Below are 20,224 nucleotides of genomic sequence, written 5' to 3'. Positions count from 1 at the left end.
AAGCGCCTGTCCTTCGTAGCGTAAGAACCCGTAATCTGTCTTGATGGATAGTGACCTTTACTTTCGCCATATTTTGCCGTTTACGTAAGCGTAAATAATGGTGTTCTTCGCAAACGCAAAATCGTGATTGGGAAGTGCGCCCCGGCGGATTTAAAATAGACCCATGACCATAGAGCAATTGACAGAAAAGCTGGCGCACTATCCCACGAAATGGGCACGGCATGCCGACCTGATCGTGCATATCGTGGCCCTGACCTTCGCCCTGTTCGGCGGCGGTGTGGCCTTGGGGTTAGCGGTCAATCATGGCCTGCTCGGCAAGGTGGCGGCCATCACCATCTATGCCATCGGCATGATCGCCATGCTGGCCTTTTCCACGGCCTATAATTTCGCCGTTCCGCGCTGGCAGCCTTTTTTACGCCGGCTCGATCATGCCGGCATCTTCCTGATGATCGCCGCTAGCTATACCCCCTTCACCACCCAGGCGCTGAAAGGCGGCTGGGCCCTGTGGATGAGCGTGGGTGTCTGGTCTCTGGCCGGTTTCGGCATACTGGCCAAGCTGCTGCTGCCGGGGCTGGGAAAAGGTTTCTGGATCGCGCTTTACCTGATCCTCGGCTGGCTGGTGGTGATCGCCATCAAGCCGCTGGTGCATGAAGTGCCGCTGCCGGCCATGATCCTGCTGGCGCTGGGCGGCGTAGCCTACAGCGTCGGGACCATCTTCTATGCCATGAAAAACCTGAAGTTCCGCCGCGCCATCTGGCACGGCCATGTCCTGACCGGCGCCGTGCTGCACTATGTCGCCATACTGGTCGGCGTGGTTTTAGTGGGCAGCAACTAGCCCGCCAGACTGCTTACGCCGGCAGCTTGACCGTCAGCACCAGATGATCGGGCTCGACCGTGAAATCGAGCGTGCCGCGGGCTTCCTGTACCGTCGACCACAGCCAGTGCGGCTGAATCCACTGGCCATTCAGGCCATCGCCCAGCGGCAGGCCCTTGAGGCCTTCGACGGCTTCGGCCTTGAGGCGGGCGCGCGGACCGGCCGCATCGGCGGTAAGGGTCAGGCCGTCATCCGTGCTTTCAACTGTCAGCGTTGCCTTGCCGCCGGTGGGCAGGGAATTGCCGGCCAGCAGGCCGAGATTGAGCAGGGCGCGGGCGGCCGGCTTCTGGAAAAGCGTATCGCCCGGAATGGCAAAAACCAGTTCGGCGCGCATGGTTGAGAAGACGTCACCAAGGATTTTCTCAAGCTGGGCGCCGCTGAAGGCTTCCGAGCTGCTGGCGGCACCGAAGGCGACGCGAGCGAAATGGACCAGGGTCACCATCTTCTTGGCCGAGGCGGCGATCAGGTTCAGCGCCTCCTGCTTCATATCCTGGGCGGACGGATCTTCCAGCAGATCGAGGCCGGACATGATGGCGCCGGCGGGCGAGATGAAGTCGTGGCACAGTTTGCCGACCAGTTGCGTCGCCAGGTCGTGCGGGCTCATGTCGAGGGTTTCGGCGGCGGGCGCTTCAACGGCAGGTGTTTCGGCAGAAGAGGAGCCGCTATCCACATGCGCAGCCGGTGTGTTTTCGGCGCGAGTCAGGTTCGGTGTTGACAGATCGTCCATGCTCATCTTGAAGTCCTGCTGGTCAGTTTAGGTTGGCTGAACCGAAGTGTGAGGTGATTTGCCTTAAACTTGAAGGCGGGAAGCGCTAAGATGTTTTCATAAAGCTTAACGAGCGGTTTACGAAGCGCACGGGCGCAGGGACCGCAACCCGCAAATCCATACAATCTAACGGTTTTCGTACATCACAACCCGCCACAAAGACAATAGACTGGAGCCCCTCATGGCCGACGCTCAATCCAAACTCGCCCGTAAGGGCCGCGGCAAGATCTTTGATTCGATTCTCGATACCATGGGCGATACGCCGCTCGTCCGTCTGCCGCGCCTGTCGGCGGAATACGGCGCCAAGGCCACTGTCCTGGCCAAGCTCGAATTCTTCAACCCGATGGCCTCGGTCAAGGACCGTATCGGCATCTCGATGATCGAGGCGCTGGAAGCGGCCGGCAAGCTGAAGCCGGGCGGCACCATCATCGAGCCGACTTCCGGCAATACCGGTATCGCGCTGGCCTTCGTGGCCGCCGCCAAGGGTTACAAGATCATCCTGTGCATGCCGGAATCGATGTCGATCGAACGCCGCAAGATGCTGCTGCTGCTCGGTGCCAAGCTGGAACTGACCCCAGCGGAAAAGGGTATGCGCGGCGCTGTCAACCGCGCCCAGGAACTGCTGGCCGAAACGCCGAACGCGGTCATCCCGCAGCAGTTCGAAAATGAAGCCAATCCCTTCGTTCACGAAGTGTCGACCGCCGAGGAAATCTGGAACGATACCGATGGCGCGGTCGACGTGGTGGTTTCGGGCGTCGGCACCGGCGGTTCGATCAGCGGCATCGGCCACACCCTGAAAAAGAAGAAGGCCTCGGTGAAGATGATCGCCATCGAGCCGGAAGCCTCGCCCATCCTGTCGGGCGGTGAGCCCGGTCCGCACAAGATCCAGGGCATCGGCGCCGGCTTCGTGCCGGGTATCCTCGATCGCGGCATCATCGATGGTGTGGAAACCGTCTCAAATGATGCCGCCTTCGCCATGGCGCGCAAATCGGCTCAGGTCGAAGGCCTGCCGGTCGGCATCTCCTCGGGCGCCGCGCTCGAAGTCGCTTTCCGTCTGGCCGCGAAGGACGAATATGCCGGCAAGACGATCGTGGCGATCATCCCGTCCTTCGCCGAGCGCTACCTCTCGACGGCGCTGTTCGACGGGCTGTAAGCCAAAGACAGCATCTATTTGAAAAGCCCCTTCGCTTTGATTGGCGGAGGGGCTTTTTATTTGGATCAGCCGAACTGAAACGCGCTGATGGCGATGCCTGTATTACCGAGACTGTCTTCATGATAGGTGCGTCGGCCGCTGTCGCCATCGCCGGCACCGGCCACCACCATCAGCGGGATCAGATGTTCCTCGCGCGGATGGCATTCATGGGCGCCGGGTGCACCGGCCCATTGCGTCAGGCCATTGATGTCACCGGTCGCCGTGCGGGTCAGCCAGTCATCGAAGGCATGGGAGGCCGGGCCGCTGCCCGAACCCCGCCCCATCAGGCGCGGGATCGAATGGAAGCTCATCCCGGAGCCGATGATCAGCACGCCTTCGTCACGCAAGGGCGCCAGGGCCTTGCCCAGTGCGATATGTTCCTGCGGGCTCAGGCCTTTTTTCAATGACAGTTGCAGGGTGGGTATCTCCGCTTCCGGCCAGGCCATCAGCATGGGAATAAAGACCCCGTGGTCGAAATCGCGTTCCTCATCGGCCACCACGGTGAGGCCGGCCTCGGCGGCCAGGGCCTGCACCCGCGCGGCCACGGCTTCGGAGCCGCGGGCCGGATAGTTCAGCTCGTAGGTATGCGGCGGGAAGCCGTAATAATCGAAGAACATGCCCGGCGCCGGCTTGGTCATGACGGTGAATTCCGGCGTTTCCCAGTGCGCCGAAACGATCAGCAGGGCCTTGGGTTTTTCCCCGACATCGGCGGGCAGGCGCTTCAGGTAAGCGCCCATCTCGTCCCACATGCCGGCGGGGTTCCAGTCCATGAAAAAGCACGGGCCGCCGCCATGGGGGATATAGACGGTCGGGGTTCTGTTCGTGGTCATAACTAATATACTTCAGCGTCTATAATGAGGTCGATATCGTCGCCGACGATCGGCTCGTAATTGCCGAGCCCGAAGGCCTTGCGGCTCAGATGCGCGGTGGCGGAAAAACCATAGCCGGTTTTGAAAACCGCCGGATTGAAGGCTTTTTTGTTGAAGGTGACGGCCAGGACTTCGCTCTGAGTGACGCCATGGATGGTCAGGTCGCCGGTGACATTGGCCGTATTCTCGCCGGTCGGTTCCACCTTCGTGCTCTTGAAGGTCGCGGTCGGGTACTGCGCGACATCGAAGTATTTCTCGCCCTTCAGCAGGGCGTCGAAATCGGGCAGGGCGGTCGTTAGGGTCTTCAGGTCGAGCGTGATATCGACCGTGCTTTTCGCCGGATCATCACGGTCGAGCACAAGCGTGCCGCTGGCGCCCATGATCTTGCCGGAGGGATGCGACAGGCCGAAGTGCTCATACTGGAAGATGACCGAGGTATGGGTGGGTTCGAAGCTCAGGGTCTCCGCCGCCATGGCCGGCAGGGCCATGAAGCCGAAAACCAGGCCGAGGGCGGCGATCCTGAACATTCGAACCCCTTTTCAAGTCTTATTGAGCGATGGCTTCCGCTTCGATGTAGAGATCGATCTGGTCGCTCACCATCGGCACATAGGCGCCGATGCCGAAGTCCGAACGGTTGATCGTGCCGGTGGCGGTGAAGCCGGCGTCGACCTTCTTCATCATCGGGTGAACGTCCTTCTTGTTGAGCGTGACCTTCAGGGTCACCGGCTTGGTGACGCCGTGGATGGTCAGGTCGCCGGTCACGTCAGCGGTGGTGGCGCTGGTCTGGGCGACCTTGGTGCTCTTGAAGGTGGCGGTCGGGAACTTGGCGGCGTCGAAGAACTGGTCGCTCTTCAGGTGCTCGTCGAGCTTGGCGACGCCGGTATTGATGCCGTCGATGGCGAAGGAAACCTCAACCGAGCTGTTGGCCGGGGTAGCGTCATCGAGCGTTACCGAACCTACGGCATTCATGAACTTGCCGGAGGGATGCGAGAAGCCGAAGTGGGTCCACTGGAAGGTGACCGAGGTGTGGCCATCATCCAGCGTGTATTTGTCGGCGGCAAAGGCCGGTGCAGAAACGGACAGCAGGGCGAAGGCGAAAGCCGAGGCGGAGAAAACGGATTTCAGAGCAAGTTTGGTCATGGAACGTCTCTTTGGTGAAAGAAATAAAATCGAAACGTAACAATAGTTGTTACTGTTTATGTTTTCAAGGGTTAGTTCGCAATCAAGTGAAATTTTTGACCCTTATACGGCAGAATGACCGTTTGGGATGACAAGAAGCCGTGATTGCACCGGAATAAAAAGTGTGGTCAGTTCGGCGCGCCACACGAGGGAAAATAATCATGATTTCATCACGCGTCATAGCTTTCGCGGCGGCGGCTGCGGCCTTCCTCTCCGCCCTGCCGGTTGTGGCGAAAGTACCAGCCAATGTGCAGATCGTCGATTGCCGAACGCACGACGCGGCGCAAGAAAAGGCCGATCACGACCTGGCCATGACGACGCTGGATATCATGCAGACCCACGATATCGCGCGGCTCAACGAACGCCTGCCGAACCTGAAGGCGGCATTGGCCCATGCGCCGGATAGTCCCTCTTTGCCGGAACGCTGCGGCGATACGATCATCGTTTACAGCGACCAGATGAGCGACATGCTGACCCTGTCGGCACTGCTCTCCGGCCATGAAAAGGACCTGGGCGCGACGAAGGTCGAACAGCGCGAGGCCCTGCCCTATGCCCTGTTGGCCTTCGAGGCCGGCTGGATCGATTTCGAGAACAAGGACTATGATGCGGCGCATGAGGCTTATGCCAAAGGTTTGCGCAACGATCCCGACGATCATGCTGTGATCCTGGAGGACACCCTGACCCTGGCGGCCCTGAAGCGCAGTCCGGAAGCCCTGGCGCAACTCGATGCCTATCTGGCGCGCAATGACGATTTGCCCGATGAGCTGATGGCCGGCGCCCTGCGCAAGCGCGGCTATGTGCTGGTCGAACTCGGTCGCTGGGATGAGGCCGAGGCGGCGTACAAGGAGTCACTAAAGCTGGCCCCCGGTGACCAGACGGCTCAGGGCGAACTCGAATATATTGCGCAGAACAGGCCTTCCAAGCCGGCCAACTGACCCCATATGCGGGGCTCCTACCTGACAAACCAAGAGGAATATAATGTCTGAGGCAGCAAAGATCGATATGTACAAGGCCAGCGTGCCGGTGATGCTCAACGCACTCACCAACCTGAAGGCCATCCTCGCCAAGGCCGAGGCCTGGGCGGCGGAAAAGAACATCAAGGACGCCACCGTCCTGAATGCGCGCCTGGCGCTCGATATGCTGCCTTTCGTCAAGCAGATCCAGATTACCAGCGATACGGCCAAGGGCGCCGCGGCCCGCCTCGGCGGCGTTGAAAATCCGTCCTGGGCCGATGAGGAAGCGACCTTCGCCGATCTGCACGCGCGCCTGCAAAAGACGATCGACTTCGTCAAGTCGGTCGATGCCAAGGGCTTCGAAGGCGCTGAAACGCGCGATATCGTGATGAAGTTCCCGCAGCGTACGCTTGAATTCAAGGGGCTGGATTACCTAACCGGCTTCGTTCTGCCGAACCTGTTCTTCCACGTCACCACCGCCTACGCCATCCTGCGCCATTCCGGCGCGCCGCTTGGTAAGGCTGATTTCCTCGGTGGTTAAGATGTAAAGGTCTCGATATCGAAGCGCCTGAGTTCTTCCAGGTAATCTTCGAGCCTGACCAGACCGACACAAGGCAAGGCCCCGTGCGAGAGCGCGGGGTCTTTTTCATGCAGTCGCTTCGCCAACAGGATGGCCGGCACGCAGGGGATTTGCGGTCCGTCACCCGACTTGGCCACGATAAACCACGATCGGGTCAGGGGCGCGCCATCCGTCCCCGTGCCGCTTAAGACGACGTGCATCCCGCCGATATCGCTGCCGAAGGGATTGAAGGCGTCACTGGCGGCCAGCAACGGTCGGGCCAGCGCGGGCAGATGAAGGGGAAGCCCCGCCCATACCAGCCACGACAGGCCCCACAGGCCCAGATGCAGCAGGCCCAGTTCCAGCCCGGCGCCGAAACGGATATCGCGCAGGCCATAGATCGGCGGCAGCAGGTCGAGGTCGGGCACATCGCAATTGGCCAGCCAGCGCTTTCCCATGACCGGATAGGTCTGGCGGCGGATATCCTGCCAGCCGAACGCGCGCGGATGCCCGGCGAAGGGGCGTAAAGGCCGGCCGACATAGCTCAATATCCCTTGCGTGGTGGCCAGTCCACGCTCGGCCTTCTGGCCCGGCGAAATGCCGAAATCGAGCCGGTCCAGTCGGCTGAAGGCCGGTTGCAGATGCGTGATTACCGCCGAGGTCAGGCCGGGCACTGTGCTGGCGCCGCTGATCACCGTGACGCCCGCCGCCTTCGCCTCGTTGTCGAGCTGGCTGAATTCACGGACAAAGTCACGGCCATCGGCCAGATCGACATAGGCCACGCCGGCGGCGATGCAGGCGCGCGCCACGTCATAATCGCTGTTCTGGAACGGGCCTGAGGTATGGACCACCACCGAAGGCTTTTCCCTCGCCAGCACCTCCACCAGGCCCTGATGAATATCCAGTTGCAATGGCCGGGCCCCCGGCAACTCGCGGCACAGGGCTTCGGCCTTTGCCAAATGCCGGCCGGCGATAACCAGGGGCAGGCCGTGACGCGACAGGGCACGGGCGATGCGTTTGCCGAAATTGCCATAGCCGCCCAGGATCAGGATATCATTGGCCACAGGCGATCTCCTTTACCGTGAATTCGCCTTCATAGCTGTAAGCGGTCAGACGGCCGAACACCCCGCCGCCGAGCGTCATGCGCATCCGGAAGCGGTCATCGCCGGTGGCCTCTTCAAACGCATTCCCCCGCCCAAGCAGGATCTGGCCGGGCCACGACATCGGCAGGGGCACGCCGAAAAACCGCCAGACATAGCCGCGGTGCTGCAGCCGCACCTGGCCGTTTTCAAAAACATACCCGCAGCGCCAGCCGATACCGCCGGCCATATATTCGATGACCTCATGCGGCCCTTGCGGGATCATCTTCGAACGGAAAACGTAAGGGCCGTGGCCGGGAAAGTCGAACCGGCGCTCGAAGATGAAGGCGCGGCTATTCGGTTCGCTCAGAAAGGTGACGGTGCAGGGCACATCGGCGCCGGGCCAGGGCGTCAGCATGTTCAGCGCCTTCAGCAACGGCGAAGCCAGCCGCAGCAAAGGCCCCATGCGAATGGTCAGCCGGCCTGTCACCGTAACGCGATCCCGCGAGTACGGCCGGTTGGCATAATGGGCCTTCAACGCCGGCGGCAATATGTCCCACTGATCGGCAAGGATATCGGCAAAGATTGGCGTGGTGCCTGCGGCGGTCATGGTCTACCTTTCGGTACACGCTAACATGAAGAGGCGTCTCCGCCATGCTCTATCTCTGCGTCAAATGGCTGCATATCCTGTCATCGACCGTGCTGTTCGGCACCGGTGTCGGCACCGCCTTCTTCATGCTGATGGCCAATTTGAGCAAGGACGTTCGCGCTATCGCCTTCGCCACGCGCACGGTCGTGGTGGCGGATTGGTGTTTCACCACGCCGGCGGTCATCTTCCAGCCCCTGAGCGGCCTGATGCTGATGCACCTGACCGGCGTACCTTTCGAAAGCCACTGGCTGGCGGCGGCGTTGTTGCTTTACGTGTTCGCCGGCGCCTGCTGGCTGCCGGTGGTTTGGATGCAGATCCGCATGAAACGCCTGGCCGCCGAGGCGGTGGCGAACGATATGCCCCTGCCACAGGCCTACTGGAACCTGAATGTCTGGTGGATCACGCTGGGCTCGCTGGCTTTCCCGGCGGTAGTGGCTATCTTCTGGTTGATGGTCACCAAGCCGGCCTGATAACCGGGCTTTAAGGCGTCTGTGCCATTTTGCCGGTCATGATCGCTGCGCCCGCCTTGCCCCTGTCGAAATACCTTCCGGCCTGGCGCCTGCCCGCAGGCGTTCGAGCCTGCCTGCCGTTTGTGTTCCTGCTGGCCTGGACCTGCGTGGTGCGGCTGCCCTTTGCCGGCCAGTCGGATGAGGATGAATTCTTCTATGCCGTGGTCGGCGCGCGCTGGCTGCATGGCTTCGTGCCCTATACCGCCAGTTTCGATATCAAGCCGCCGGGTCTTTTTGCCATCTTCGCCCTGGTCGAGGCCGTGTTCGGTCACTCCCTGGCGATGATCAAGGGGCTGGAGACGGTCTTCACGGCCCTGGGTGCCTTTACGCTTTACCGGCTGATGAACCGCCATGTGTCACAGATGTCGGCCCTGTGGGCGGCCGGACTTTATCCGGTTTACAGCCTGACCCTGTCGGGCGTCAGCGCCGTCAATATGCTGATCCAGCTGCCTTTCTTCATTATGGCCTTTGAAGCGGCCTTGAGCGCGGTGCGCTGCCAGCGCGAGGCAAGGCCAGCCCTGTCCGCCATTTTCCTGGCGGGTCTCTGGGTAGGTGGAGCCGGCATGATCAAGCAGACGGCCCTGTTCGAGGCGGTGGCGATCTGCGGTCTGCTGCTGATTTACATGCCACCGCGCCGCTGGCCGGTTGTGGGGACGATATTTGCCCTGGGCGCGGCCCTGCCAGCTCTGGGCTTCGATCTTTACTTCCTCGTCACAGGTCATTTCCAGGACATGTTCGATTCCGTGATCCGGCTTGCCATGGCGCGCACCAGCTCGGATGTGGTCGCCGGTTATGGCGAGAAATACAGTTTCTATCTGACGCCGTTCGGCGCGGCGCTGAATGGGTTGTTTCTGTCCGTATCGCTGATCGTGCTGTGGGCCGGGGCCTTGCTGGCGGTCCTGCGGCGTGGACGCTTCAAGGGGCTGGTACCCGATGCGGTGATGAGCGCGGCCGGCCTGTGGTTGCTGGCTGCGCTGATCGAGGTGGTGGCGGGCCGCGCCCTGTGCAGCTATTACATGCTAAGCTTTGTACCGCCCCTGCTGGTCCTGGCGGCTATCACCATCGCGCACGGCCTCGATATCCCCGACGCGCGCAAGACATGGGTCTGGCCGATCATAGCCTGTGCAGCCATTGTCCTGCCGGTGGCGATCGAGCGCGATACCCTGTTCAATCCGAAGGCGCACCTGACGGACTATCAGGGCACCCAGGCCGTGGCGCGCCAGCTTCAGGCGATCGGGCTGCAGCCGCAGGACCGTGTCCTGGTTCTGAACCGCGGCTACAACATCTATCTGGAAACCGGCGCCCAGCCGCCGACGCGCTATTTCCATTCCACGCATTTCATGACGGCTTTTCATACTCCGTCTGCCGATGCGCTGGGTGAAAACCTGGCCGCGCGTCCGCGCTTCATCATTGTCGCCAATCCGGACCTGCGGGCGCTCGATGAAAGCGCGGCCCGTTACGACCAGGCCCTGATTGAAGTCCGCCAGCACTATTCCCTCGCCGGGCAGGTCAGCGGCCAGTGCGACAGTTTCCGGATATATGAGCGCATCGCCGGATCGTAGGGTGTTGCATACCGGCATTGCGGGCCTATGTTAGGCAGCAACAGATATCAGGAGCCGGTCGCATGATTCACCTCTATGCCTGGGGCACGCCTAACGGCCGCAAGGCCACCATCATGCTGGAGGAACTGGGCATTCCGTACCAGATTCACCCAGTCAATATCGGCAAGGATGAGCAGTTCAGGCCGGAATTCCTGGCCATCTCGCCGAACAACAAGATACCGGCCATTGTCGATGATGCGGCTGAGGGTGGACCTTTGAGCCTGTTCGAAAGCGGCGCCATCCTGATCTATCTGGCGGAAAAATATGGCCGCTTCCTGCCCACCCTGCCGCATGAGCGCCACACCGTTATTCAGTGGCTGATGTGGCAGATGGGGGGACTTGGCCCGATGATGGGGCAGTTGGGCTGGTTCGTGGTCTCGGACAAGGGCCAGACCCCCACCGGCGTCAATCGCTATGCCGCCGAGGTGGAACGCCTGTTCAATGTGCTGGAAAAGCGTCTCAGCTTGTCACAGCATGTCGGCGGTGATGAATATTCGATTGCCGATATCGCTATCTATCCGTGGATTCAGCAATACCGCAGCCGCGTGCCCGATCACGTCGAACCGCTGATTCAGGCGCGGCCGTTCATCGTAAACTGGCTGGCCGAGGTCGGACGTCGCCCGGCGGTGATGCGCGGCATGAAGCTGCCCTGATACGCCCTGACCCGGACGGATTTATTTTCAGGTCTTTTTTAAAAATTTACCTTGGTCTGAGAAACTGAGCCCTACCGCCTTTTTGTGCATGTATGCGTTCGGAGTTCGACCAGAGTGAAAAATTCCACAGAGAATTTGGGGCCCTATCTATTCGACGTGGCCTTCCGGTGTGTGGCGGGCCTTGTCATGGCTATCTTCATGGTGCGGATAGGCGAGGCCTATCTTCACGACCCGACGAACCTCACCACGCTACTGCTGCTGATTTCGGAAGCCGTGTCGCTGATCGTCTTCATTCTGGCGCGCCGCCCGTTCATTCAGGATCATAACGCGTTCTACATGGCGCTGGCGATTGCTGCCAGTTTCCTGGTGCCGCTGTTCATCCAGGCGCCGGAAAACCAGGCGATTGCCCCTAAATTCCTGACCTTCGGCCTGGCGATTTTCGGCGGTCTGTGGACCATCTTCGCTAAAGTCTCTTTGGGCCGGTCCTTCGGCATTCTGGCGGCCAACCGGACCGTCAAGATCAAGGGCGCCTACAAGTTCCTGCGCCATCCCATCTATGTCGGCTATTTCGCCATGGATATTGCCTTCCTGCTCGACCATTTTGTCATGGTCAACTTCCTGATCCTGGTGACCATCAGCATCATGCAGGTTCTGCGCGCCTTGCGTGAAGAGCAGGTGCTTTCCAAGGACGAGAGCTATCGCTCCTACTGCCAGGCGACGCCCTACCGTTTCATCTACGGCGTATTCTAAGAAGTTTCCGAACGCCTGAAATCCTTGCGGCGGACATACAGCGTCTTGTGGACGTGCGCCACCACCAGGCCATCCGTATCGACGACATCGACTTCGAATTCCGGCTCGCACTTGCCGCTGGTATCGGCCACCTGTCTTATGCGCGCGATCTCTTCCGGCGGTATGTGGAAGATCGCGCGCACCGTCTTGCGGCCCGGCTTGACGAACTGGATGGCCGCCGCCTTGTCCCAGACGATGTAATCCTTGCCCAGGCCGGCCATCAGTATGGCCATAAAGAACGGATCACACATCATGTAGAGAGAGCCGCCGAACTGGGTGCCGACAATATTGCGGTTCCACCAGCGCAGCTTCATCTCGACCGTGATCTCGGTGAAATCGTCCGACGCGCCGATCACGCGGATGCCGGCGCCGATCATCGGCGGATACCAGTTGATCATCTTGAAGCGGCGAATATCAGGTCCGGCCATATGGTATCCCTTGACGGCGCATCCTACATAGGACGCAATCGGCGGCACAGCCAGTCACGAGAAAAGGAATTCCCGCATGAAAGCCCTGGCCTATGAAAGCGCCCATCCGATTACCGCCTTTGCCCTTGCGGAAGTCAATGCGTCGGAGCCGGTTTTGCGTGAGGGTGATCTGCTGGTTGAGATTAAGGCTGCCGGCTTCAATCCGGTAGATACCAAGATACGCACCAGCCGCAGCGGTGCCGAGGGCAGGCCGGTTATACTCGGCTGGGATGCTTCGGGCGTGGTCATCGGCAAGGGGGCGGCGGTGAGCGGCTTCGAGATCGGCGATGCGGTCTACTATGCCGGCGACCTGACGCGCGATGGATCCTACGCCGAGCGCCAGACCATCGATCATCGCCTGGTGGCGAAAAAGCCGGCGTCCTTAAGTTTTGCGGAGGCCGCCGCCGTGCCGCTCACGGCCCTGACCGCCTGGGAAATGCTGTTCGAGCAGTTCGATCTGCCGAAAGATAAGGTTTTCGACCTGCTGGTCATCGGCGGCGCCGGTGGGGTTGGGTCGCTGGCCATTCAGTTCGCCAAAGCCCTGACGAAAGGCCGCGTCTATTCGACCTCTGGCCGCCCGGAATCGGCTGGCTGGCTGAAGGCGCTGGGCGCCGATGGCATACTCGACCGCAACGCACCGCTGAAGGACGCGGGTTTCGGGCCGTTCCAGTATGTGTTCTCGACCACACACAGCCACCTCTATCTCGATCAGTTGAGCGATATCATGGCGCCCTTCGGCACCTTCGGTCTGATCGACGATCCCAAGGGCTTCGATATCAATCCGCTGAAGCGCAAGGCGCTGAAGATCGCCTGGGAATTCATGTTCACCAAGTCGATGTTCAACCATCGCCCGGAAACCCAGGGTCAGATCCTGACCGAGGTGGCGGCCCTGATCGATGCCGGACGGGTGCGCACCACCCTGAACCGGACCTTCGACGGCCTGACCGCGGATAATGTCCGCCAGGCGCACGAAATCCTCGAAAGCGGCAAGGCGGTCGGCAAGATGGTGGCGGTGCTGTAACCGCTTCTGTAACCGCTTTTGGCGCTCAGACGTATATGTGCTAGGTTGCCCTGAACGGGAGACAGGCATTGGCAGAAGACCGCACCAGTATCCATCCGTTATGGCTGCGTCTGATCCACTGGGCCAATGCCGCGGCGGTGGTGATCCTGATCCTGAGTGGCTGGCGCATCTATAATGCCACGCGCTTCATGCATCTCTATCTGCCCTTCAGCAATGAGGCCCTGTTCCCGTCGAAATGGACGCTGGGCGGCTGGCTGGGCGGGGCCATCCAGTGGCACTTCGCCGCCATCTGGGTGCTGTTCGCCAGCGCGATCCTGTATCTCGTCCTGTTCCTCGCCACCTGGCGCTTCCGGCAATTCCGGCCCCTGACCCCGGCCGGCCTGTGGCGCGATATCGGTGCCTTCCTGACCGGCCGCCTCAGCCATGCCGATATCCGCCAATACAACACTATCCAGAAGCTGGCCTACCTCTTCGCCATGGCCGATCTGCTGGTGCTGATCGCCTCGGGCCTCGTCCTGTGGAAATCGGTACAGTTCGGCTGGCTGCGTGACCGGCTCGGTGGTTACGAGATGGCGCGCTATATCCATTTCTACGCCATGGCGGGGATCGTGGCCTTTATCGCCGTACATGTGGTCATGGCCCTGATGGTGCCGAAGACCATCAAGGCCATGCTGTGGGGGCGCTGATGGACCCGGAGATCAAGACCGACAAGGAGGCCATACTGAAGGAAGCCAATGGGCTGTTGAGCGATCCGGCGAAGCGGCGCCTGCTCGGCAATGTCCTGACGCTCGGCGGGCTGTCGCTGGCCACCGGTATCGCGCTCGATCGCTATGGTTCGGTGAAGGAGATATTGAAGGCCATTTCGCGCTTCAACGATGGCGCGCAGGGGCTGATCTTCAATCCTGACACCCTGGCACCGACCTATACCGAGGCGGATATCAAACAGCCCTTTCCCTTCAATGGTTTTTACAGCGTCGACAAGGCGCCGATGGTCGATCCCGGCAGTTTCCGGCTGGCGCTCTCCGGCAAGATCGCCGATCGCCGGCCCTGGGACCTGCCGGCGCTCTATGCGTTGCCCTATACCGAGCAGATTACCCGCCATATCTGCGTCGAGGGCTGGAGTGCCATCGGCCGCTGGGGCGGGGTGGTGTTTTCCGATTTCCTGAAACGGGTGGGGGCGGATATCACCTGCAGATATGTCGGGTTCAAATGTGCCGATGGTTATTTCACCTCGATCGACATGCCGACCGCCCTGCACAGCCAGACCCTGCTGGCTTTCACCTTTGATGGCAAGCGTTTGCCGGCGAAGTACGGCTTTCCGATGAAGCTGCGCATGCCCACCAAGCTCGGCTACAAGAACCCCAAACACATCGTTGAGATCTTCGTCACCAATGTCTATCCCGGCGGTTACTGGGAAAACCTCGGCTATAACTGGTTCGGTGGCAGCTAGGCTTCAGCCCAGTTTATGCGCGTCCAGTATGGCGGCGGCGGCGGATTTCAGCAGGGTGGCGACATCGGATGACTGACGATCGGCGATCAGGATACGGAAGGTCGGCACGCTGACCAGGCTGAAGATCAAGTCGGCGGCGTCCTGGCGCGCCTGTTCGTCTCCGGCCATACGCGCCAGCAGGCGGGTAAAGAGCTGATGGCGGCGGGCATTGCGCTCGCGAATGGCCTCGGCGAATTCCGGATCGATGAAGGCGGCCTCGTTCAGCTTGGTGAAGCCTGGATGACTGCCCCAGAAGGTGCACAACAGATCGATACAGGCAAACAGCGCCTCACGCGGATCGGGCAATTGCGCCAGTTCGCGCAACCGGGTGGCGCCACCGCGTTCGGCATTGGCATCGAAGACCGCCTCCAGCAGGCCGCGTCGCGAACCAAACTGTTTGTAGACCGTCAGGCGCGTCACGCCGGCCGCCCGGGCGACGGCCTCCATGGACATCATGGCGGGGCCACTGCTGAGCAGCCGGTCGGCGGCCGCGATCACGGCCTGGCGCTTGGCGGCCGCGGCCGCTTCGCGCTTCGGACTGATATAGCTGCGGGTTTCGGGAAGTGAGGTACGCATTTGGGCAGACTTCGGACGATTTCCATAAGTTTGCCATGCGAACACGGCTTAGCCTAGCGTTTTCACGCTACGCCGGGCGCGGGTTGGCCAGGGCGGCATAGAGATCGGTGCGGCGATCACGGAAGAAGCCCCAGGCGGCCCGGTGCGTATTGAGGTAATCGAGGTCGAAGGAAGCGACCAGCACACCTTCCTCCTTCGCGCCGAACTCGGCCACCTTGTCACCGCGCTGATTGGCGATGAAGCTGTGACCATAGAAGGTTTGGCCAGCGCCGTTCTGCGGTGAGATCAGGCTTTCGGTGCCGATGCGGTTTGAGGCGATCACCGGCATGACATTGGCGACGGCATGGCCCTGCATGACGCGCTGCCACGGCGCGGCGGTATCCAGTTCGGCGTCATGTGGTTCGGAGCCGATAGCTGTGGGATACATCAGGATTTCCGCGCCCAGCAGGGCCATGGCGCGGGCGGCTTCCGGATACCACTGGTCCCAGCAGATGCCGACGCCGACCCTGGCGTATTTCGTGTTCCACACCTTGAAGCCGGTATCTCCGGGGCGGAAATAGTACTTTTCCTGATAGCCGGGGCCATCGGGGATATGGCTCTTGCGGTAGACGCCCATCAGTTCGCCGCCGGCATCGATCATGACCAGCGAGTTGAAGTAGTGCGGACCTTCCTTCTCGTAGATCGAGGTCGGGATAACGACATCGAGTTCTGCTGCCAGCTTCTGCATGGCCAGCACGCACGGATGCTCGCGCCACGGAAAGGCAGTGGCGAACCAGCGCTCTTCCTGGCTGACGCAGAAATATTCGCCCTGGAACAGCTCAGACGGCAGGATGACCTGGGCGCCCTTTGCGGCGGCTTCGCGCACGAAGGCCTCGGTTTTGGCGATATTGGCAGCCAGATCGGGACCGTATGAGGTCTGGATGGCGGCGACAGAAACGGTACGGGTCATTCGGCACTCCAAGGGGAAGGAAGATACCCCACCACCACGCCTTCGGCGCGGTGCCCCTCCCCGACAAGCGGGGAGGTATAAGGTTAAAACCTCCAAAATTCATTTGTTGAATTTTGGCAAGGCCAACCGGCCGCCGCGCACGTTTGCGCGTAAAGCCAAGCGGCGCTTGAGCTAAAAAGAAAGCTTATCAAGGCTATGCCTTGATAAGCGGCACCTGTTGACTGATGCAGTGAAAGCTGCCGCCACCGGTCAGGATGGCGCGCGATGACAAGCCCAGCACCTGGCGCTCGGGGAAGAGGCTTTGCAGAGCCTCCACCGCCAGTTCGCCGGGGCGGTCCTTGTAGATCGGCACCACCACGCAGTCATTGGCGATCAGGAAGTTCATATGGGAAGCGGGAACGATTTCGCCATCCTCATCGAGCACTTCGCCGGGGGACGGAATGCGCACCACTTGTAACGGCTGGCCGCGGGAATCGGTCTGTCCGGAGAGCAGCTTCGCCGTGGCGTCATAAACATCGGCATTGGGGTCTTCGCGGCCGAAAGCCACCGGGCAGGCCACCACGCCGGGCGCCACGAAGCGCGCCAGGTTATCGACGTGACCATCGGTATGATCGTTTAGCAGGCCGTCTTCCAGCCAGATGACCTTGCGTATGCCCAGGGACTGGAACAGGGCCTGTTCGGCGAGCGATTGCGTCCAGCCGGGATTGCGGTTCGGATTGAGCAGGCATTGCCGCGTGGTGATGGCTGTGCCGTGGCCATCATGATCGAGCGCGCCGCCTTCGAGAATGAAGTCCTGCAGTTCCTGCGGGAATCCATCGGCAGTGCTGATCTGCAGCGCGACCTCATCATCGTGATTGAGGTGATACTTGCCGCCCCAGCCATTGTTCTGGAAGCTGACCGGCAGGGCCTGGTGCAGATCGTCGTCATCGGCATCGTCGCTGACATAGATCGGGCCGGTATCGCGGAACCAGATATCGCCGAACTGGCCATCGACGATTTGGAGCTTTTCCAGATCACCCAGCAGTTCCTCGGCCGCGGCACGGGCATCGGCGCCCATGACCATCAGCTTGACGTGCTCATCGCCCAGTTCGCACAGGGCGCGCACCAGGGCCGCTACTTCGGCCTGGGCCGGTATCAGATCTTCCTGCCACAGGTTTTCATGGCTGGGAAAGCCCAGCCACATCGCCTTGTGCGTTTCCCATTCCGCCGGAACAATTCGTGTCATTCTGATATCCCTGCCGTTTGGCCTCTGCGGTAACCATTCCGCTGCGGCGCCGGCTACCGGCCTATTAGCACAGGCCTTGCCGGCTTGACTATTGGCCCTGCAAAAAAACGGCCCCCGCGAGGAGGGCCGTTTCTCATTTTCTAATAATTGGGCAAAAATTAGAACTTGGTGTGCAGCGACATCATGACGGTGCGCGGCGCACCAACGTTGAAGGTCGGGGCACTAGCGCTCAAGGTCGAGGTCGCGACTGCATTGGTAGTCGTGCTGATCGAACCATAGTAGTACTCGTTGGTGATGTTGATCACGTTGAGCTGGAAGTAGGTGCCGGTCTTGACCAGCGGCAGGGACGGCAGATCCCAGCGGACCGAACCGTTCCACACTGTGTAGGATGGTACTTCCAGGTCGTTGAGGTCGGTGGCGTAACGCTTTCCGACATACTTGCCGTTCAGGTTGAACGTCCAGTCGCTGAAGGGCTTGTAGGTGAGGCCGGCAGTGGTCATCCAGTCCGGCACTTCCGGCAAGGCCTTGCCCTTGGTGTTCACTACTGCGGTGGCGCTGGAGGTATAGTTATCCAGGATTTCGGTATCGGTATAGGTCAGACCACCGAACAGTGCCAGCTTGGAGGTCGGAGCCCAGGCGGCCGAAGCTTCGAAGCCCTTCAGGTCCACGCTGCCGACGTTACGGTCGAAGTAGCTGTCCGAATCAGCGTCATAAGAAGACACGATGCGGTTTTCATACTTTTGAGCCCAGACATCCGCCGTGGCGGTGAAGGTTGGCGAAGTGAAGCGGTAACCGAGTTCAACCGTCTTGTTGGTTTCCGGCAGCGGGTTGGCCGGCTTGACCGCGCCGTCTTGGTAGATGACGCCGTAGTAGTTGTCGGTACGCGGGGCCGACATGGCTTCCGAGTAGTTGACGTAGATCTGGTTGCCGTCGGCGATCTTGTAGGTCAGGCCCAGGCTGGGCAGGGTTTTGGAGAAGTCGACATTGGTGTGGTACGGCTTGATGAAGTTGGTGTGCGCCACGCCATTGGACGTGTAGTAGGTATAGCCGAAGCTGACCGTGCCGTCGCCGTTGTCGACTGTCGGGGTTGTTGTGGTGCAGAATGGCGCGTAGGACCCGGAACCGTCATCCGGCGAGTAGCAGTACTGGTTCAGGTCGCGTTCCATCTTCTGCTGCTTGACGCCCAGCGAGACGAACAGCTTGTCTTCCAGGAAGCTGCCGCGATACTCGACGAAGAAGGTGTCGACATTGGCCAGCGAGAAGCGGTAGCGGCGCTCGTGGGTCGAACCGTCCGAACCGATAATGCGCAGGCTTTCGTCTTCACGGCCGCCGAACGGATCGATCACGGTGCCGTCGGCGTTCAGCAGGGTGCTTTCGCCGGACTGGCGGGTCCGGCCACGGTCGAACGAGGCGCCGAAGCGGATAACGTCGCCACGGTTGAAGGTATAGACGCCGGTCGAGGTGATCGAGTAGCGGTTGGTGACCGTGGTGTTCGGGTTGTAGATGCTGACGCTGGTGTCGGTCGCGTCGCCGTCGTGGTTGATATCGACGCCGGCCAGTTCGGAGTAGAAGTAGCTGCGGCCGGAAACCGACATCTTGCCGGTGACTTCGTTGATGCCGCCCGTGCCGCCGCCATTGGCCATGACATACTGATAGGTCGGGTCAACCGTAAAGTAGAAGTGGTCGTTGATCACCCACTTTGAATAACCGCGGATGTTGCCGGTGTTCGATGGGTTGATGTTGGCGGCGCCGGCGCTGTTGTAGTATTCGCCGTTGTTTGCGAAGCTGGTCAGCGACTGACCGAAGATGAAGCGGTTGCGGTTTTCGTTGTAGTTGCCACGCAGACCGAAATAGCTGCCATTGGCCAGCGGCTGATAGATGTTGAAGTTGTACTGTTGCTTCTTCAGCTTGCCGTTGTCGGGGTTTTCGATCGTAAACGTGTCGTAGTTTTGGTTCGAGAAGGCAAACCAGGCCTGAGTACCGAACGGACCGAAAGCGCCCGTATTCAGCAGCAGGAACTGACGGGTGTAATTGAAGCTGCCCATGGAAAGCGTCGCCTCGACGCCGAACTTGTCCGAAGGCTTGCGGGTAGTGTAGCTAATCGTACCGCCGGAAGCAGAGGCTGTCATCGAGTCGACGTCGGTGGCGCCGGTGGTGATGGTGGCCGACTGGATCAGTTCCGGATCGAGCTGCTGGTTGGTGTAGACGGCGTAGTTGCCGGCGTCATTGAGCTGAACACCGTCCATGGTCAGCGACACGCGCGAACCGTCAAGGCCGCGCAGGCGGACGTTACCGCCGGACGAACCGTAGGGGTCGTTGTTGGTGAAGTTGTAACCGGGAGCCAGGTTCAGGGTTTCGGCGATCGTCTGACCGGCGGTTTGAGCGCCAATGTAGCTTTGATCAATGGCCGTCTTGGTCTTGGTGCCGGTTTCGCGGTTGATCGGGCCGAGGCCTTTCTTGGCGCCTTTGACGACAACGACTTCAACTTCTTGGGTAGCCGTCGATTGCGCCAGGGCTACATTGGCCGCGAGCAGGCTGGTCAGCGCGGTGCCAGCCAGAATAACAGATTTCGTGAATTTCATTGGAGTATCCCTCTCCAGGTTAAAGAACAAAGGCAAGTGTCATCGCCTGGGTGCAGCTCCCTTAGCGTTTAAGCGGATCATGTGCCGCTAAGCGCCCCCTGCTAACCATCGCGAGGATTTATTGCTGCCCCGTCTTTAAGGGCCTTTATGTCGCCTTTTTTTGCGAAAAAGAAGAAGCTTTTGTGACGGTTGTCACAAAGGTAACAAGTTGCGGCCTTAATGCCACAGAACTTTGTTTTGCTA

General features: G+C 60.5%; 22 protein-coding genes. 11 read left to right on the top strand and 11 right to left on the bottom strand.

The window, feature by feature from the left end; genetic code table 11:
* The first annotated feature begins 163 nt into the window (after window positions 1-163).
* The gene (gene trhA / locus QM647_RS02870; RefSeq protein ID WP_414993962.1) at window positions 164-835 is read left to right on the top strand and encodes a PAQR family membrane homeostasis protein TrhA; all 672 of its coding nucleotides are present in this window, start codon (window positions 164-166) and stop codon (window positions 833-835) included.
* A gap of 13 nt (window positions 836-848) precedes the next feature.
* On the opposite strand, the gene chpT is transcribed toward trhA, so the two are convergent.
* Window positions 849-1,607 carry a histidine phosphotransferase ChpT gene (chpT, locus tag QM647_RS02865; RefSeq protein ID WP_414993961.1) on the bottom strand — a complete coding sequence of 253 codons (759 nt, stop codon included), beginning with the start codon at window positions 1,605-1,607 and terminating at the stop codon, window positions 849-851.
* Between the two features lie 214 nt (window positions 1,608-1,821).
* Between chpT and cysK the strand changes: the two genes are divergently transcribed.
* A complete protein-coding gene (gene cysK / locus QM647_RS02860) occupies window positions 1,822-2,793 on the top strand; it encodes a cysteine synthase A (RefSeq protein ID WP_414993960.1) in 972 nt (323 codons plus the stop codon).
* A gap of 65 nt (window positions 2,794-2,858) precedes the next feature.
* On the opposite strand, the gene QM647_RS02855 is transcribed toward cysK, so the two are convergent.
* The 3 genes from QM647_RS02855 to QM647_RS02845 are packed head-to-tail and all read right to left on the bottom strand — an operon-like array spanning window position 2,859 to window position 4,841.
* The gene (locus QM647_RS02855; protein WP_414993959.1) at window positions 2,859-3,662 is read right to left on the bottom strand and encodes a DODA-type extradiol aromatic ring-opening family dioxygenase; all 804 of its coding nucleotides are present in this window, start codon (window positions 3,660-3,662) and stop codon (window positions 2,859-2,861) included.
* A gap of 2 nt (window positions 3,663-3,664) precedes the next feature.
* On the bottom strand, window positions 3,665-4,228 hold the full coding sequence (locus tag QM647_RS02850) for a YceI family protein (RefSeq protein WP_414993958.1): 564 nt from the start codon (window positions 4,226-4,228) through the stop codon (window positions 3,665-3,667).
* A gap of 19 nt (window positions 4,229-4,247) precedes the next feature.
* On the bottom strand, window positions 4,248-4,841 hold the full coding sequence (locus QM647_RS02845) for a YceI family protein (RefSeq protein WP_414993957.1): 594 nt from the start codon (window positions 4,839-4,841) through the stop codon (window positions 4,248-4,250).
* 200 nt (window positions 4,842-5,041) lie between these two features.
* Here QM647_RS02845 and QM647_RS02840 point away from each other — a divergent pair, with 200 nt between their 5' ends.
* Window positions 5,042-5,815, top strand: a complete 774-nt coding sequence (locus QM647_RS02840; protein WP_414993956.1) for a tetratricopeptide repeat protein — start codon at window positions 5,042-5,044, stop codon at window positions 5,813-5,815.
* A 43-nt stretch (window positions 5,816-5,858) separates the two neighbouring features.
* A complete protein-coding gene (locus QM647_RS02835) occupies window positions 5,859-6,374 on the top strand; it encodes a DUF1993 domain-containing protein (RefSeq protein ID WP_414993955.1) in 516 nt (171 codons plus the stop codon).
* On the opposite strand, the gene QM647_RS02830 is transcribed toward QM647_RS02835, so the two are convergent.
* Both QM647_RS02830 and QM647_RS02825 read right to left on the bottom strand, forming a co-directional pair.
* Entirely contained in the window at window positions 6,371-7,456 is a 1,086-nt protein-coding gene (locus QM647_RS02830) for a saccharopine dehydrogenase NADP-binding domain-containing protein (RefSeq protein ID WP_414993954.1), read from the bottom strand. The genes QM647_RS02835 and QM647_RS02830 overlap by 4 nt on opposite strands.
* Window positions 7,446-8,081, bottom strand: coding sequence for a DUF4166 domain-containing protein (locus tag QM647_RS02825; RefSeq protein WP_414993953.1), 636 nt, complete (start codon window positions 8,079-8,081; stop codon window positions 7,446-7,448). Before QM647_RS02825 ends, QM647_RS02830 begins: the two co-directional genes overlap by 11 nt.
* Before the next feature lie 44 nt (window positions 8,082-8,125).
* Between QM647_RS02825 and QM647_RS02820 the strand changes: the two genes are divergently transcribed.
* The 4 genes from QM647_RS02820 to QM647_RS02805 all read left to right on the top strand — a co-directional run bounded on the left by QM647_RS02820 (window position 8,126) and on the right by QM647_RS02805 (window position 11,633).
* Complete coding sequence (locus QM647_RS02820) at window positions 8,126-8,590, top strand: DUF2269 family protein (protein ID WP_414993952.1); 465 nt, start codon at window positions 8,126-8,128, stop codon at window positions 8,588-8,590.
* A 38-nt stretch (window positions 8,591-8,628) separates the two neighbouring features.
* Window positions 8,629-10,191 (top strand): ArnT family glycosyltransferase, encoded by a 1,563-nt coding sequence (locus QM647_RS02815; protein ID WP_414993951.1) that lies wholly within the window; start codon window positions 8,629-8,631, stop codon window positions 10,189-10,191.
* A gap of 62 nt (window positions 10,192-10,253) precedes the next feature.
* Window positions 10,254-10,883, top strand: coding sequence for a glutathione S-transferase N-terminal domain-containing protein (locus QM647_RS02810; RefSeq protein WP_414993950.1), 630 nt, complete (start codon window positions 10,254-10,256; stop codon window positions 10,881-10,883).
* Window positions 10,884-11,069: 186 nt separating this feature from the next.
* On the top strand, window positions 11,070-11,633 hold the full coding sequence (locus QM647_RS02805) for a methyltransferase family protein (protein WP_414993949.1): 564 nt from the start codon (window positions 11,070-11,072) through the stop codon (window positions 11,631-11,633).
* Here the strand turns inward: QM647_RS02805 and QM647_RS02800 are convergent.
* Window positions 11,630-12,100 (bottom strand): DUF4442 domain-containing protein, encoded by a 471-nt coding sequence (locus tag QM647_RS02800; RefSeq protein WP_414993948.1) that lies wholly within the window; start codon window positions 12,098-12,100, stop codon window positions 11,630-11,632. The genes QM647_RS02805 and QM647_RS02800 overlap by 4 nt on opposite strands.
* A 76-nt stretch (window positions 12,101-12,176) precedes the next feature.
* Here QM647_RS02800 and QM647_RS02795 point away from each other — a divergent pair, with 76 nt between their 5' ends.
* The 3 genes from QM647_RS02795 (at window position 12,177) to QM647_RS02785 (ending at window position 14,610) form a co-directional block, all read left to right on the top strand.
* Entirely contained in the window at window positions 12,177-13,160 is a 984-nt protein-coding gene (locus tag QM647_RS02795; RefSeq protein WP_414993947.1) for a zinc-binding alcohol dehydrogenase family protein, read from the top strand.
* A gap of 68 nt (window positions 13,161-13,228) precedes the next feature.
* Window positions 13,229-13,846, top strand: coding sequence for a cytochrome b/b6 domain-containing protein (locus QM647_RS02790; protein ID WP_414993946.1), 618 nt, complete (start codon window positions 13,229-13,231; stop codon window positions 13,844-13,846).
* Complete coding sequence (locus tag QM647_RS02785; protein ID WP_414993945.1) at window positions 13,846-14,610, top strand: molybdopterin-dependent oxidoreductase; 765 nt, start codon at window positions 13,846-13,848, stop codon at window positions 14,608-14,610. The genes QM647_RS02790 and QM647_RS02785 overlap by 1 nt, the downstream gene beginning before the upstream one ends.
* Window positions 14,611-14,613: 3 nt before the next feature.
* Here QM647_RS02785 and QM647_RS02780 read toward each other — a convergent pair whose 3' ends face one another.
* The 4 genes from QM647_RS02780 to QM647_RS02765 all read right to left on the bottom strand — a co-directional run bounded on the left by QM647_RS02780 (window position 14,614) and on the right by QM647_RS02765 (window position 19,981).
* On the bottom strand, window positions 14,614-15,225 hold the full coding sequence (locus tag QM647_RS02780; protein WP_414993944.1) for a TetR/AcrR family transcriptional regulator: 612 nt from the start codon (window positions 15,223-15,225) through the stop codon (window positions 14,614-14,616).
* Between the two features lie 67 nt (window positions 15,226-15,292).
* On the bottom strand, window positions 15,293-16,174 hold the full coding sequence (gene aguB, locus QM647_RS02775; RefSeq protein ID WP_414993943.1) for an N-carbamoylputrescine amidase: 882 nt from the start codon (window positions 16,172-16,174) through the stop codon (window positions 15,293-15,295).
* 193 nt (window positions 16,175-16,367) lie between these two features.
* Entirely contained in the window at window positions 16,368-17,399 is a 1,032-nt protein-coding gene (locus QM647_RS02770) for an agmatine deiminase family protein (RefSeq protein ID WP_414993942.1), read from the bottom strand.
* Window positions 17,400-17,557: 158 nt separating this feature from the next.
* On the bottom strand, window positions 17,558-19,981 hold the full coding sequence (locus QM647_RS02765; RefSeq protein ID WP_414993941.1) for a TonB-dependent receptor: 2,424 nt from the start codon (window positions 19,979-19,981) through the stop codon (window positions 17,558-17,560).
* Between the last annotated feature and the right edge of the window lie 243 nt (window positions 19,982-20,224).

This window comes from Asticcacaulis sp., assembly GCF_047605585.1.
Classification (GTDB): Bacteria; Pseudomonadota; Alphaproteobacteria; order Caulobacterales; family Caulobacteraceae; genus Asticcacaulis.
This window is presented reverse-complemented; position numbering and strand designations above follow the sequence as displayed.

Excerpts from the sequence above, each read along its gene's own strand:
- QM647_RS02800 (WP_414993948.1), bottom strand. The coding sequence starts at position 12,100 with ATGGCCGGACCTGATATTCGCCGCTTCAAGATGATCAACTGGTATCCG.
- QM647_RS02820 (WP_414993952.1), top strand. The coding sequence starts at position 8,126 with ATGCTCTATCTCTGCGTCAAATGGCTGCATATCCTGTCATCGACCGTG.
- QM647_RS02765 (WP_414993941.1), bottom strand. The coding sequence starts at position 19,981 with ATGAAATTCACGAAATCTGTTATTCTGGCTGGCACCGCGCTGACCAGC.
- QM647_RS02845 (WP_414993957.1), bottom strand. The coding sequence starts at position 4,841 with ATGACCAAACTTGCTCTGAAATCCGTTTTCTCCGCCTCGGCTTTCGCC.
- cysK (WP_414993960.1), top strand. The coding sequence starts at position 1,822 with ATGGCCGACGCTCAATCCAAACTCGCCCGTAAGGGCCGCGGCAAGATC.
- QM647_RS02770 (WP_414993942.1), bottom strand. The coding sequence starts at position 17,399 with ATGACACGAATTGTTCCGGCGGAATGGGAAACGCACAAGGCGATGTGG.
- QM647_RS02855 (WP_414993959.1), bottom strand. The coding sequence starts at position 3,662 with ATGACCACGAACAGAACCCCGACCGTCTATATCCCCCATGGCGGCGGC.
- QM647_RS02780 (WP_414993944.1), bottom strand. The coding sequence starts at position 15,225 with ATGCGTACCTCACTTCCCGAAACCCGCAGCTATATCAGTCCGAAGCGC.
- QM647_RS02825 (WP_414993953.1), bottom strand. The coding sequence starts at position 8,081 with ATGACCGCCGCAGGCACCACGCCAATCTTTGCCGATATCCTTGCCGAT.
- QM647_RS02810 (WP_414993950.1), top strand. The coding sequence starts at position 10,254 with ATGATTCACCTCTATGCCTGGGGCACGCCTAACGGCCGCAAGGCCACC.
- QM647_RS02835 (WP_414993955.1), top strand. The coding sequence starts at position 5,859 with ATGTCTGAGGCAGCAAAGATCGATATGTACAAGGCCAGCGTGCCGGTG.
- trhA (WP_414993962.1), top strand. The coding sequence starts at position 164 with ATGACCATAGAGCAATTGACAGAAAAGCTGGCGCACTATCCCACGAAA.
- QM647_RS02850 (WP_414993958.1), bottom strand. The coding sequence starts at position 4,228 with ATGTTCAGGATCGCCGCCCTCGGCCTGGTTTTCGGCTTCATGGCCCTG.
- QM647_RS02795 (WP_414993947.1), top strand. The coding sequence starts at position 12,177 with ATGAAAGCCCTGGCCTATGAAAGCGCCCATCCGATTACCGCCTTTGCC.
- QM647_RS02840 (WP_414993956.1), top strand. The coding sequence starts at position 5,042 with ATGATTTCATCACGCGTCATAGCTTTCGCGGCGGCGGCTGCGGCCTTC.
- chpT (WP_414993961.1), bottom strand. The coding sequence starts at position 1,607 with ATGAGCATGGACGATCTGTCAACACCGAACCTGACTCGCGCCGAAAAC.
- QM647_RS02815 (WP_414993951.1), top strand. The coding sequence starts at position 8,629 with ATGATCGCTGCGCCCGCCTTGCCCCTGTCGAAATACCTTCCGGCCTGG.
- QM647_RS02785 (WP_414993945.1), top strand. The coding sequence starts at position 13,846 with ATGGACCCGGAGATCAAGACCGACAAGGAGGCCATACTGAAGGAAGCC.
- QM647_RS02805 (WP_414993949.1), top strand. The coding sequence starts at position 11,070 with ATGGCTATCTTCATGGTGCGGATAGGCGAGGCCTATCTTCACGACCCG.
- aguB (WP_414993943.1), bottom strand. The coding sequence starts at position 16,174 with ATGACCCGTACCGTTTCTGTCGCCGCCATCCAGACCTCATACGGTCCC.